General features: G+C 65.2%; 10 protein-coding genes. 8 read left to right on the top strand and 2 right to left on the bottom strand.

From position 1 onward, the window contains the following. Nucleotides 1-99: 99 nt before the first annotated feature. The 4 genes from C8J36_RS18480 to C8J36_RS18465 all read left to right on the top strand — a co-directional run bounded on the left by C8J36_RS18480 (nucleotide 100) and on the right by C8J36_RS18465 (nucleotide 5,128). Nucleotides 100-1,353 carry an acyl-CoA dehydrogenase family protein gene (locus C8J36_RS18480; RefSeq protein WP_132536841.1) on the top strand — a complete coding sequence of 418 codons (1,254 nt, stop codon included), beginning with the start codon at nucleotides 100-102 and terminating at the stop codon, nucleotides 1,351-1,353. A gap of 88 nt (nucleotides 1,354-1,441) precedes the next feature. Then, nucleotides 1,442-2,419, top strand: a complete 978-nt coding sequence (locus C8J36_RS18475; protein ID WP_132536840.1) for a 2-dehydropantoate 2-reductase N-terminal domain-containing protein — start codon at nucleotides 1,442-1,444, stop codon at nucleotides 2,417-2,419. Nucleotides 2,420-2,485: 66 nt separating this feature from the next. Beyond that, entirely contained in the window at nucleotides 2,486-3,559 is a 1,074-nt protein-coding gene (locus C8J36_RS18470; RefSeq protein WP_132536839.1) for an LLM class flavin-dependent oxidoreductase, read from the top strand. 279 nt (nucleotides 3,560-3,838) lie between these two features. Further along, nucleotides 3,839-5,128: a hemolysin family protein gene (locus tag C8J36_RS18465; RefSeq protein ID WP_132536838.1), complete on the top strand. Its 1,290-nt coding sequence runs from the start codon at nucleotides 3,839-3,841 to the stop codon at nucleotides 5,126-5,128. Between the two features lie 129 nt (nucleotides 5,129-5,257). On the opposite strand, the gene C8J36_RS18460 is transcribed toward C8J36_RS18465, so the two are convergent. Then, on the bottom strand, nucleotides 5,258-6,637 hold the full coding sequence (locus tag C8J36_RS18460; protein ID WP_132536837.1) for an LLM class flavin-dependent oxidoreductase: 1,380 nt from the start codon (nucleotides 6,635-6,637) through the stop codon (nucleotides 5,258-5,260). A 177-nt stretch (nucleotides 6,638-6,814) separates the two neighbouring features. Continuing rightward, the gene (locus tag C8J36_RS18455; protein WP_062594080.1) at nucleotides 6,815-8,008 is read right to left on the bottom strand and encodes an ROK family transcriptional regulator; all 1,194 of its coding nucleotides are present in this window, start codon (nucleotides 8,006-8,008) and stop codon (nucleotides 6,815-6,817) included. A gap of 188 nt (nucleotides 8,009-8,196) precedes the next feature. Between C8J36_RS18455 and C8J36_RS18450 the strand changes: the two genes are divergently transcribed. The 4 genes from C8J36_RS18450 (at nucleotide 8,197) to C8J36_RS18435 (ending at nucleotide 12,858) form a co-directional block, all read left to right on the top strand. Then, on the top strand, nucleotides 8,197-9,441 hold the full coding sequence (locus tag C8J36_RS18450; RefSeq protein WP_132536835.1) for an extracellular solute-binding protein: 1,245 nt from the start codon (nucleotides 8,197-8,199) through the stop codon (nucleotides 9,439-9,441). A gap of 110 nt (nucleotides 9,442-9,551) precedes the next feature. Further along, a complete protein-coding gene (locus C8J36_RS18445) occupies nucleotides 9,552-10,451 on the top strand; it encodes a sugar ABC transporter permease (protein WP_132536834.1) in 900 nt (299 codons plus the stop codon). Then, nucleotides 10,448-11,320, top strand: a complete 873-nt coding sequence (locus tag C8J36_RS18440; RefSeq protein ID WP_132536833.1) for a carbohydrate ABC transporter permease — start codon at nucleotides 10,448-10,450, stop codon at nucleotides 11,318-11,320. The genes C8J36_RS18445 and C8J36_RS18440 overlap by 4 nt, the downstream gene beginning before the upstream one ends. 23 nt (nucleotides 11,321-11,343) lie before the next feature. Further along, the gene (locus tag C8J36_RS18435; protein ID WP_132536832.1) at nucleotides 11,344-12,858 is read left to right on the top strand and encodes a DUF5060 domain-containing protein; all 1,515 of its coding nucleotides are present in this window, start codon (nucleotides 11,344-11,346) and stop codon (nucleotides 12,856-12,858) included.

Raw genomic sequence — 12,858 nt, 5'->3', positions numbered from 1 at the left:
TTTCCCGCGTCCGATCTGCCGACGCCGCAGGTGCATCTTCCTCCTTCCGATCCCGATGCGCCTGCCGGATGTTTTCCTGAAAGCCAGAAGGCCCGCCCCATGTCCCGTCCGCTTCCCCTTGCCAAAGCCTTCGTTTCCGAAGCGTCCCCTCCGGATGCGCCCGTTTACGGAGCGCCCGCCTCCCCCACACTTGTCGCCGAGGCCACCGTCCGGGCTGTCGCGGACGCCGCACCGGAGGCGGACGGTTCCGGTCGGTTTCCCTGGGCAGGGATCAACGCCGTTCACCGCAGCGGCCTGCTGGAGCACACCGTCGCCACCCGCTATGGCGGGCGCGGCGGTACGCTGCTCGATGCGGCCATCATTCTTGCGGCGCTCGGACGCGGCGATCCCTCAGTTGCCCTGATCAGCGCCATGACGCTCTTCACCCATCTCGGCCAGGCGGCCAAAAGCAACTGGCCGGACGATCTCTACCGGCGGCTGCTTGCCGAGGCCAAGGCGCGACCGCTGCTCCTCAATGCCGCCCGCGTCGAGCCGGACCTCGGCTCGCCCGCGCGCGGCGGTCTGCCGGCGACGATCGCCCGCCGCACGACCAGGGGCTGGTCGATCTCCGGTCGCAAGCGCTTCGTCACCGGCGCCCACGGCCTTACGCATTTCCTCGTCTGGGCGCACACCGACGAGACGCCCGCGCGCGTCGGCACCTTCGTCGTGCCGAACGGACTGCCCGGGATCGAGGTGATCGAGAACTGGAGCAGCCTCGGCATGCGCGCCAGCGGCTCGCACGACGTCGCCTACACCGATGTCGAGATCCCCGCCGAAAACGGGCTCGATCTGGTCGATCCCGCGATCGCCCAGCAGGACAACCGCGCCCATGCCGGCATGACGCTCGCGCTCACGGCGCTCTATCTCGGCGTCGCCGAAGCCGCGCAGGACGCCTTCATCCGTTTTGCGCAGACGCGCGTTCCCACCAATCTCGGCCATCCCATCGCCCGCACGGAGCGCTTCGTGACGCTTTCGGGCGAGATCGACCTGCTGGTGTCGGGTGCGCGACAGCTGATCTTCGACGCGCTCGCCCACCGCGCCGACGACACCGAGGCGCTGATCCGTGCGCGCCTGCTGGCCGGCCGGCAATTGCGCGATGCGGTGCAGATCGCCGTGCGCGGCATCGGCAATCCGGGCCTCGGCGCCGATCTCGGCCTGGAGCGTCATTTCCGCGACATCCAGTTCGTGCTCGTCCACGCCCCGCAGGAGGATACCTCCCTCGCCCTCCTCGGCCGCAGCGCCTATGACCGCGCCGCAAACCTGCGCGACGATGCCTCTGCCGCAGCGCCCCTCCCCGCCCGGAAAAGCGCATGAGGCAGCTCGGCTTCCCGTGCTTCCGGAGACCTCCTCAGAAAGCGACGGGTTACAATCGAGCGACCCGCCCCGACGCCATCGGATGTCCATGACCCGCTACATCATCATCGGCGCCGGCGCCGTGGGCGCAAGCCTTGCCGCAGAATTCGAGACGCATGGCATCGCCTATGTCCTTGTCGGGCGCGGTGCGCAGATCGCGCATATCGTGCGCCACGGCCTGACCTATCGCCGCCCGCAGGCCACGCGCCAGATCCGGCTTCAGGCCGTCGACAGCGCGACGCCACCGGCACTGAGGCCGGACGATCGCCTCGTCCTGACCGTCAAGACGCAGGACGTGGAGGCGGCGACCGAATTCTGGGCGTGGCAGCCGGTGGACGGCGGCGGACTGGCATCCGACCTGCCGCTGGTGACGGTGCAGAACGGGCTGGCGGCCGAGGACATCGCGATACGCCGTTTCTCCCGTCTCTATGCCGCCAGCGTCAAGATCCCGGCCCGCTACACCGTGACCGGCGAAGTCGTGGTCGGCGGCATGCCGAACCTCGGCGTCGTGACGCTCGGCCGCTATCCCCACGGCCTCGACGACACCGCCCGTGCCATCGCCGCCGATCTCGCGACAGCGGGCTATCTGACGGAAGCGCGCGCCGACATCGTCCGATGGAAAGCGGAGAAGCTGATCCACAACGTGACCAACGCCACGGAACTCTTCGACGCGACGCCGGAGGCCCGCGCCGCCTTTGCCGGCGGCGTCGCCGACGAGGCGCGCACGGTGCTTGCGGCCGCCGGCCTCGACCCGGCGCACCCTTCCGAACGGACGGTCGATATCTCCGGCTGGCATGTCGCAGAGGACAGCGGCATCGAGCGGGGGCAGCAATCGACATGGCAGAGTTTTACGCGCGGTACCTCGAGCGAGGTCGACTATCTCAACGGCGAAATCGTCCGCCTTGCCCGCCTCAACGGCATTCCCGCGCCGCGCAATGCGGCGCTGCAACAGGCCGTCGCCCGGCTGGCGCGGAATGGCGGCCGGCCGGGATCGGTGGCGCTCGAGGCGGTCAATGGCGGGGCGTGAGCCGGATGTCCCGGACATCGCGGTCGCCGCATGCGGGCGTGCCCGGTCTAACGGAAGAGGTTGAGGATGGCGGGCGGGTCCGAGTTTCTCTGGTACATCCCGAACGATACCGAGGCGGGTCATCGCGGCGATGTGGCCGTCGAGGGGCATGACAGCTTGGAGAGCCTGACCGCGCAGGCGACCGCGCTCGAGGAAAACGGCTGGACCGGCGCGCTGATCGGCACCGGCTGGGGCCGGCCGGATACGTTCACGGTCGCAACCGCCCTCGTCGCGCGAACGACGACCTTCGAGCCGTTGATCGCCGTGCGCCCCGGCTATTGGTCGCCCGCGCATTTTGCGGCGTCCGCCGCGACGCTCGACCGGCTGAGCGGCGGCCGCGTCCGCATCAACATCGTCTCCGGCAAGGACGATCCTGCCGCCTATGGCGACAGCGAGGGCGACCAGCAGGCGCGCTACGACCGGACGAAGGAATTCATGCGGCTCGTGCGCCGGCTCTGGACCGAGGAAGACGTGACCCATGCCGGCCGCTCTTTCCAGCTGTCCGGCTCCACCGTTCAGCCGCGGATCGCGGCACGGGGCGACCGCCTGCATCCAAGGCTGCATTTCGGCGGCGCGTCGGCAGCCGCCGAGTATGTGGCGGCGACGGAGGCCGACGTCCAGCTCTTCTGGGGGGAACCGCTCGCCGATATCGCCGAGCGCATCGCACGCCTGAAGGCGCTCGGCGCCCGGCTCGACCGCGATCTCCCGCCGCTCGCCTTCGGTCTGCGCATCACCACCGTCGTCCGCGAGACGCGGGAGGCGGCCTGGGCGGATGCCGAGGCCAGGGTCGATCGCATGGCCGCAGGCCAAGCCGGCAGCTGGCAGGACCATCGCACCGTCATCGCCTACGGCCAGCAGCGCCTGAACGACCTTGCCGCCCGCGGTGACGTGCTGGACGACATCCTCTACACGCGGCCCGGCCGTCACGGCGGCGGCGGCGCCGGCACGACCTGGCTCGTGGGCACGGCGCAGGACGTCGCCAGCGCACTTGGAAAATACCGGGATCTCGGCATCTCCCAGTTCATCCTCTCCGACACGCCCTACCGCAGCGAAAGCGAGCGACAGGGCAGGACGCTCCTTCCCCTTCTCGCGGACGGCTGATCCCGGCGCTCCCGATCGAGCCGCCTGCATCGCCTTTTCCGTCACGCCCGCTTCATCGATCGCAGGCACAGTGTCACATCGTCAACGGCGATCACCGAGGTTACGGTGTCATGCATTGCCGGGAGACGGGCTGGCACTGTATAGCTGGGGCTGTCGACGTTCCTCGCGCGATCTGTTTTCGGTTCGCTGCGAGGTCGGAGGGAGTGGCCGGCTCATCGGCGACCCGGACAGTGAGGTCAGCAAGCTTCATGTCGTCCCGACGCATTCAAAGGACCTGTTTTGTTAACCGAAATATCGATCGTCGTGCTTCTGACGCTGCTCAATGGCGTGCTCGCGATGTCTGAACTCGCCGTCGTCTCCTCCCGCCCCGTCAGGCTGAAACTGCTGGCCGAGCAAGGCAACAAGGGGGCGGCCATGGCCATCCGCCTTGCAGAGGACCCCGGCCGCTTTCTGTCCACCGTCCAGATCGGCATCACCCTCGTCGGCGTGCTCTCGGGCGCCTTTTCCGGCGCGACGCTCGGTGCGCGGCTGGCGGGCTGGCTCGAACTCCAGGGTCTGTCGAAGGGCATGGCCGATGGCTTCGGCGTCGGCTCCGTGGTCGTCGCCATCACCTATCTCTCCCTGATCATCGGCGAACTCGTGCCCAAGCAGATCGCGCTCCGGGCTCCCGAAGCGGTCGCATCCAAGGTTGCGCCGGCGATGGTGGTGCTGTCGAAGGTCGCCCTGCCGCTCGTCTGGCTCCTCAACGCCTCCGGCAAGGCGGTCCTCGCGCTTCTCGGCCAGAAAGGCGAAACGGACGAGAGGATGTCGGACGAAGAGATTCGCACGGTTCTCGCCGAGGCCCATACGGCCGGCGTGATCGAGGCCGAGGAATCCGAGATGATCTCGGGCGTCATGCGGCTTGCCGACCGGACGGCGCGCGGACTGATGACGCCGCGCCGGGAGGTCGAGGTGGTCGATATCGAAGACGATCTGCTCGAAATCCGGGAGCAGCTCCGCAGCTCGAACCGGTCGCGCCTTCCCGTCCGCAACGGCTCCTCGGACGAGATCGTCGGCGTTCTCTTCGTCAAGGACGCGCTCGATGCCTTCCTCCAGGGGACCGATCTCGACGTCCGCACCATCATGCGCGACGCACCCGTCGTTTCCGACCGGGCGGGCGCGATCGACGTCGTCCAGGCGCTGCGCAAGTCCTCGGCGCACATGGTTCTGGTCTATGACGAATACGGACATTTCGAGGGTATCGTCACCTCCGGCGACGTGCTCGAAGCCATCACGGGCGCATTTCAGGTCGATGAGGGCGACGAACCGGCCGTCGTCGAGCGCGAGGACGGATCCTTTCTCGTCGCCGGCTGGATGCCGATCGACGAGTTCGCCGACGAGATGGGGTTCCAGTTCGAGAGCGAGCCCGGCTACGAGACCGTGGCGGGCTTCGTCATCGATGAACTCGGCCGCCTTCCCTCGCTCGGCGAGCACCTGACGACGCGGGACTGGTATTTCGAAGTCATCGATCTCGACGGTCGTCGCATCGACAAGCTGCTGGTCCGCAAGCCATCGGGCAGCGCCGGCTGACGAGACACGAGGGGGCACGAGCCCCCTCCCGACACGGACCCCTCTCCCTGAAGAGCATGACGGTCTCCGAAGGTTCCCGGCCAGCGTTCCAGGCGGGTAAGGCCCTCTGCAAGTAGACCCGCGGAAGGGTCAGGCGCCGGACGCGTTCGTGGGGAAGCGGTATCCCGTAGCGACGTGCCGGGGGCCGAGGCGATCGCCTTCGCCGAACAGCTTCTGCCGGAACGCGCCCTCGGCATAGGATGTCTTGTAGAGCCCGCGCTCCTGCAGAACCGGCACGACGAAGGCGATGAAGTCCTCGTAGCTTTCCGGGACGACCGTCCGCGTCAGGTTGAAACCGTCGATCTCGCCCTCCTCGATCCAGCTCTGCAGCTCGTCGGCAACCACGGCTCCATCGCCCACGATGATCGGATAGCGGCCGCCGATCTTCAGTTCGTTCATCAGGTCGCGCTTGGTCCACCGGCGCTCCTGCGCCAGCTGGGTTGCCGACTGCATGGCGTTCGATCGGCCGTAGACGATCGGGTCGTCGAGATCGTAAGCGGAGAAATCGATGCCGGTGCTGGCCGAGAAGTGCGCGACGCCCGCTTCCGGATTGGCATGCGCGAGATAGTCGGCGAGTTTGGCCTCGGCCGCCTTGCCGGTCGCATCCGTCACGACCGTGATGCCGACGAACAGTTTCACGTCCTCTGCCCGGCGGCCGGCCGCAACGAACGCCTCTCTCAGCGCACGGGACGCGGTGCGCGCCGCCGTCTTGTCCGCTGCCGTGACGAAAACGCATTCCGCATGGCGGGCGGCAAAGCGCCGGCCGCGCCCGGAGGTTCCGGCTTGATAGAGGACCGGCGTCCGCTGTCGGGACGGCTCCGAGAGATGGGTGCCATGCGACCGGTAGAACGGGCCGTCATGCGCGATCCGGCGGACCTTGGACGGGTCGGCAAAGATGCGGGCGGCCCGGTCGAGCCGCACCGCATCGTCATCCCAGCTTCCCTCCCACAATTTGTAGAGAACCTCGAGATAGTCGTCCGCCTGATCGTAGCGCAGATCGTGCTCCGCCAGCGCATCCTGCCCGAGCGCGCGCGCGGCGCTGTCGAGGTAGCCTGTCACGATGTTCCAGCCGATGCGGCCGTCGGTCAGATGATCCAGCGTCGATATGCGACGGGCGAACAGATAGGGCGGCTCCGCATTCAGATTGGCCGTGATGCCGAAGCCGAGATGTTTCGTGACGGCCGCCATGCCCGAGACGAGCAGCATGGGATCGTTGACCGGAAGCTGGATCGATTCCCGCACTGTCAGGTCGCTGGAGCCCTGATAGACATCGTAGACCCCGATGATGTCGGCCAGAAACAGCCCGTCGAACAGCCCCCGTTCCAGGGTTGCCGCCAGCGATGTCCAGTAGTCGAGCGTCTTGTAGCGATGCGACTGGTCCCGCGGATGCGTCCAGAGACCGTGATTGATATGGCCGACCGCGTTCATGTTGAACGCATTGAGAAGAATGTGCTTTTTGCCAGATGTCATGGTCCTGCCTCGATCGCTCCGTGCCGGGGCGGTCGCTTGCCGTTGAGATGATATCTGCCGACCGCCTGGTCTCTCCAGCGTACCGGATCGTGCAGCCTGTGGGTACGGACATTGCACCGGTATCGGCCGAAACTGTCCCCGCCAAGCGTCGAGCCGGTCCCGGACAGGGAAACGAGGCTATGTCAGCCGACCGTGATGCCGCAGGACGAGGCCGACGGCGCCCATGCAGTTGTCGTTGTCGAGAAAACGGCCCGTCACAAAGGCGGGATCGGCGCCTTCGCCGTCGCCCGGCTTGACCAGCGTGTGCCGGGCATAGGCCGAGCGGATCGGAGCGAGCAGCATTTCGCCCGCCGTCGCCATTCTGCCGCTGATGACGAAAAGGCCGGGATTGAGAATGGTTCCGACCGCTGCCAGTCCGCGCCCGGCGGCCTCGCCCGCATCGTCCAGGAGCCGCTGGAACCCGACGTCGCCCGCCTGCGCCGTCTTCACGAATTCCGCCATGCCGATGCTGCGCGCAAGCCGTCGCTCCGCGATGCCGAGAACCGCCGCACCGCTGCAGGAAAGCTCCATGCAGCCGCGATTACCGCAGGTGCAGAGATCGCCACGGGGGTCGAGGACCATGTGGCCGAATTCGCCTGCCGTGCCCGCTGCACCCGTCAACACCTTGCCGTTGGCGACGATCGCACCACCGATGCCGAGGTCCAGCTTGAACAGCACGAAATTGTCGAAGCCCGCCGCGGCTCCCCACATCATCTCGGCCAGGGCCGCGCAATTGCTCTCGTTGTCGGCAAAGATCGGCTTCTGCAGCACGGGCTCGAAGGTCGCACGCAGATCGACACCCTGCCAGCCCGGAAGCTGCGAGCCCCGCATGACGCGCCCACTGGCGGCAATCGGCGCGGAAACGGCAAAACCGACGCCAAGAAGCCCCGAATACGGGAGACTATGCTCCTTGTAGATGTTGTCGATCGCCTGCTTGGCCGTGCGTGTCGCCCGTTCCGGCTTGTAATCCTGCTCCAGCGGAATGGCGACGTCCGCGACGATATTGTGGGCGACGTCGGCCAGCACCACCCGCAATTCGTTGCGCCCGAGGAGGACGCCGAGACAGGTTCCGGCTTCCGGATTGAGCGAATGGGCAAGCGCCGGCCGCCCGATGCCGGGGCTGCGCGTTTCCACCTCGACAACCAGGCTCGATCGCCGGAGGTCGGCGAGAATCGTGGAAACAGTCGAACGTGCAAGTCCGGTCGTGCGGGCAATCTGCGCGGTACTGACCGCGCCGTGTCCGCTCAGCGCGCGAACAACGCGTGCCACCGGCGTGTCGACCTGGCGCTCGTCGAGAAGACCCCGCAAGCCGCCGCTGATCATATTGGCCATGTCGCCTCCCCTGCCCGCGCCCCACGTCCGCCCGAACCCGTTACAGCTATCTTCTATGACATATGTCGACCGATCACAATTCCGTTTTCGCCGGACTTTTGTCATGGCTGACATAAATCATATTGACAATCGATCGCGCTGACAGTCTAAAAGATGTCGAGGACGAGGAAACACCAAGGGAGGACACCATGAGCATGATCAACAATGCGTTGCGGACCGGCACGATTCTGGCGACGCTGGCGCTATCGGGCGGCGCGGCTTTCGCCGAGGACATCACGCTCTGGACGCTGAATTTCAGCTCGGAAGCGTCGAACGCCGCGATGCAGAAGATCGCCTCCGATTTCGAGGCTGCCAATCCCGGCGTCAATGTCGAGATCGTCACGCGCGGCGTCGACGACCACAAGACGGCCCTTCGCGTCGCTGCCGGCTCGGATCGCGGCCCCGATATCTTCTTCAGCTGGGCGGGCCTCGGTCTCGGCGGCGAATACATCAAGGCGGGCCTCAGCCTGCCGCTCGACAAATATTACGCACAATACAAGTGGGACGACGAACTTGTTCCGGCGGCGGCGTCGTTCTCCAAGATCTACGAGGGCGGTCGCCAGGGCGTGCCCTTCACCTTCAAGGGCGAGGCGCTCTACTACAACAAGGCGCTGTTTCAGCAGGCGGGCATCACCGAAGCCCCGAAGGACTACGACGCACTGGTTGCGGACGCCGAAAAACTGAAAGCCGCCGGCATTCCGGCTATCACCTTCGGCGGCACCGTCAACTGGCATCTGATGCGCCTGATGGACGTGATCCTCGAGTCCAAATGCGGCATCGAGAAGCATGACGCGCTGATGAACATGAAAACCAGCTGGAAGACCGAGCCCTGTGCGGCGGCCTCCTTTGCCGAACTCGACACGTGGAGCAAGAACTACATTCTCAGCCCCTTCATGGGCATCGACAATGCGCAGTCGTTCAACCTCTTCGTCGGCGGCCGTGCGGCCATGATGCTCGAAGGCGACTGGCTGGTGCAGCAGCTGGCGGAAGCCGGGAACCTCGACGACTACGACGTCTTCCCCTTCCCCACGGGAACCAACCGGCTCTACGGTTTTGCCGAATACCACTACATCAGCAGCAAGAGCAAAAATCCGGACATGGCCGCCAAGTTCCTCGACTACTTCATGTCGACGCCGGTTCAGCAGGCCAGCCTCGGCCAGTTCAGCACCACCTCCATCAACAAGAACGTCGCCTACAAGGATCTGCGTCCCCTCGACCAGAAATGGGTCGATATCTTCAATACCTATACGCAGGTCTACATGAACGGCGACCAGGCGTTCCCGCTCGACGTGACGACGGAGTATTTTCGGGTCATCAACGAAGTGGCGAGCGGCAACATGGCGGCGGCAGATGCCGGCGGCCAGCTCCAGGCCTTCATCGACAACAGGCGCTAGGCGCCCATGGCCAGGCCGGCCTCGGGAAGGGCCGGCCATGTCCGTTCCGTAACCTTCGCCTGCGTCCCTGCACGCCTGCGCCGTAGCGCCTGTCTCGCACGGAGTGTCTCATGACGACTAGATCCCTCTTCTCCGACCCGCGCATGCAGGCGGCCCTTCTGGTCGCTCCGGCGATCGTCATCTACGTCGTCTTTGCGATCTACCCCATGGTGGACGTGGTGGCCTTGAGCTTCCAGCGATGGAACGGCCTCGATGCCCATAAGACGTTCGTCGGCTTCAGTAATTACATCGACATCTTCACGAAGGATCCAGTGTTCTGGAGCGCCTTTCGCAACACCGTCATCTGGACGATCCTGTCGACGATCTTCCCGCCGCTCGTCGGGCTTCTGCTGGCGCTCGGGCTCAACCAGCCGATCTTCGGCCGCAACGGCCTGCGGGCGATCTTCTACCTGCCCGTCATCATCGCCCCCATCGCCGTCGCCACCATGTGGCGCTGGATGTACGATCCCTTTTTCGGCCTGTTCGGGCAGGTTCTCACCTCCCTCGGGCTTCAATCCTGGATTCAGGATTGGCTCGGTAACCGTAACATCGCGCTCTATTCCGCCTTCGTCGCCTATCTCTGGCAGACCGTCGGTTTCTCCATGGTGCTGTTTCTCGCCGGCTTGCAGGGCGTCAGCAAGACGCTGATCGAGGCCGCCCGCATCGACGGAGCCGGACGCTGGAGCCTCTTTCGCCACGTCACCTTTCCCGCACTCAAACCCACCATCACCATCGTTCTGGTGCTGGCCATCATCTCCTCCCTCAAGGCCTTCGACATCATCTACGGGCTGACGGGCGGCGGGCCGGCGCAGTCGACACAGATGCTGGCGCTCTGGGCCTTCACCCAGTCCATGCAGATCTTCGACTTCGGACGCGGCAGCGCCATCTCGGTCGTTCTTCTGCTCATCACCCTCTCCGTCGTCATTCCCTACCTGCGCTGGACGCGAAACGCCGAGGAGCCCGAAGAATGACCGCGACCTCAGCCTCCCTCTTCGACAACCGGCTGGAGAAGCCGCAACGGGACTGGGTGCTGGTGGCGCTCTGGATCTCGCTCGCTCTGGTCGCGCTGATCTGGGTCGCGCCCTTCGTCTTCATCGTCTTCACCTCGCTGAAGTCCAACGCCGCCGTCATGGGCACCAGCGCGTTTTCCCCGCCCGTCGATCCGAAGTTCGCCAACTATACCGGCGCCTGGGACCGCGGCCGCTTCAACACCACCTTCTTCAACAGCGTTATCATCACCGCGATCAAGGTCCCGCTCGGTCTCTTCATCTCCGCCATGGCCGCCTATGCGCTGGCGAAGATCCCGTTCACGGGGCGCAAGATGCTGCTGCTGGCGATTCTGTTCGGCACGATGATCCCGTTTCAGGTTATGCTCGCGCCGCTCTTCACGCTGGTCAACGGCCTGCACCTGATCGATACCTATCCCGGCGTCATCCTCCCCTATCTCGCCTTCGGCATTCCCTATCAGGTCTTCATCCTGCAGAGCTTTTTCCGCGGCATTCCGAAGGAACTCAGCGAAGCCGCCCGCATCGACGGTGCCTCGCACTTCACGATCTTCCGGCGGATCTTCCTGCCGGTGTCGCTGCCTGTTCTGGCCGCGCTGCTCATCCTCGATTTCGTCTCCACCTGGAACGAATTCGCCATGGCGCTCGTCCTTCTGCAGGACCGCGACATGTGGACCCTTCCCCTCGGCCTTTCCGCCTTCCAGGGGCAGTTTTCCAGGGACTACGGCCAGCTCAATGCCGCCATCGTCATGACGGTGCTTCCCGCCGCCATCGTCTACCTCATCTTCCAGCGCTACTTCGTGTCCGGGCTCACCTCCGGCGCGGTGAAGGGTTGAAAACGGACATCAAGGACGCAGATATGACCGACACCATCATCGCCAAATGGGACCTCTTCGAAGCCAGCCTGAGCGGGCCGTCCGCCGGCAATCCGTTCGTCGAGGTCGATCTCGAAGCCCATTTCAGCCAGAAGAGCCGAACCGTGCGCGTGCCCGGCTTCTATGACGGCGATGGCGTCTACAAGATCCGCTTCATGCCCGACAACGAAGGCGAATGGACCTATGTGACGCGCGCGTCAGCGCCGGAACTCGATGCTCGCGCGGGATCCTTCACGGCAGGCCCGGCAAGCCCGAATGCGCACGGGCCTGTCCAGGTCGCCAACCGCTACCACTTCGCCCATGCCGATGGCACACCGTATCTCTCCTTCGGCACCACCTGCTATGCCTGGACGCACCAGCCGCTCGACCTGCAGGCAAAGACGCTCGAAACCCTGAAGCAGGCGCGCTTCAACAAGATGCGCATGGGCGTTTTTCCGAAAGATTATCCGTTCAACATCAACGAGCCGCTGCATGATGTCTACGAGCGGGACGCGGACGGGGAACTCGACTTCGACAGGCCCAATCCCGAGAGCTTCCGGCACTTCGAAAATCAGGTGAAGGCCCTCGGGGATCTCGGGATCGAGGCCGACATCATCATCTTCCACCCCTATGATCGCTGGGGCTATTGCGACATGAGCGCCGAGCAGGACTATCGCTACGTCGCCTATCTCACGGCGCGTCTGGCCGCCTATCGCAATGTCTGGTGGTCGCTTGCCAACGAGTATGATTTCCTGCTCGACACCAAGCCGATGGGCCAATGGGATCGCTACTTCCAGATCATCGAGGAGAACGACCCCTACCATCACCTGAAATCCATTCACAACGGCGACGTCAACGCGAATTACGACCACCGCCGGCCCTGGGTCAGCCATGTCTGCATCCAGAACTGGGACGTGAAGCGCACCCAGGAATGGCGCGAAGCCTACGGCAAACCGGTCGTCAACGACGAGCCGGAATATGAGGGCAACATCATGCTCTCCTGGGGCAATATCTCGGCGCGCGAACTGGTCCACCGCTACTGGATCACCCTACTCCGCGGCGGCTATGCCGGACATGGTGAAACCTTCATGCATCCGGACGACATCCTCTGGTGGGCAAAAGGCGGCGTCCTCCACGGGGAGGCCTGGCAGCGCATCGGCTTCCTGCGCGATCTCCTGCAGGAGGACGTGAAGAACGGTCTGACGCCGATCGCACGCGAGGCGAACTGGCCCTGGAGCCGCGTGTCCGGTGCGACCGATGGTGACGTGACCTATATCTATCTCGGCGAGCATCAGCCCGTCATCTGGGCGCCCGGTCTGCCGCAGGAGGCGGGTGACTACGCGGTCGACGTGATCGACATCTGGGAGATGACGGTGACGCCGGCGACCCTTGTGGATGCTCCCGCCAACCATCCGACCCGGCATGGCGCCTCGCTGCGCCCCCGGCGGCCGGATGCGGCCTTCGCGGTGGAACTGCCGGGCAAGCCGAACCTTGCGATCCGCGTTCGGCCGAAGCGCTAG

The sequence above is a fragment of the Rhizobium sp. PP-F2F-G48 genome, from assembly GCF_004342335.1.
In the GTDB taxonomy this organism is placed as follows: Bacteria; Pseudomonadota; Alphaproteobacteria; order Rhizobiales; family Rhizobiaceae; genus Ferranicluibacter.
The sequence above is the reverse complement of the archived record's forward strand: the minus strand, read 5'-3'. Positions and strand labels throughout refer to the sequence as shown.

Coding starts and splice junctions, on each gene's coding strand:
- C8J36_RS18460 (WP_132536837.1), bottom strand. CDS start 6,637: ATGACATCTGGCAAAAAGCACATTCTTCTCAATGCGTTCAACATGAAC.
- C8J36_RS18440 (WP_132536833.1), top strand. CDS start 10,448: ATGACCGCGACCTCAGCCTCCCTCTTCGACAACCGGCTGGAGAAGCCG.
- C8J36_RS18450 (WP_132536835.1), top strand. CDS start 8,197: ATGAGCATGATCAACAATGCGTTGCGGACCGGCACGATTCTGGCGACG.
- C8J36_RS18455 (WP_062594080.1), bottom strand. CDS start 8,008: ATGGCCAATATGATCAGCGGCGGCTTGCGGGGTCTTCTCGACGAGCGC.
- C8J36_RS18470 (WP_132536839.1), top strand. CDS start 2,486: ATGGCGGGCGGGTCCGAGTTTCTCTGGTACATCCCGAACGATACCGAG.
- C8J36_RS18480 (WP_132536841.1), top strand. CDS start 100: ATGTCCCGTCCGCTTCCCCTTGCCAAAGCCTTCGTTTCCGAAGCGTCC.
- C8J36_RS18475 (WP_132536840.1), top strand. CDS start 1,442: ATGACCCGCTACATCATCATCGGCGCCGGCGCCGTGGGCGCAAGCCTT.
- C8J36_RS18445 (WP_132536834.1), top strand. CDS start 9,552: ATGACGACTAGATCCCTCTTCTCCGACCCGCGCATGCAGGCGGCCCTT.
- C8J36_RS18435 (WP_132536832.1), top strand. CDS start 11,344: ATGACCGACACCATCATCGCCAAATGGGACCTCTTCGAAGCCAGCCTG.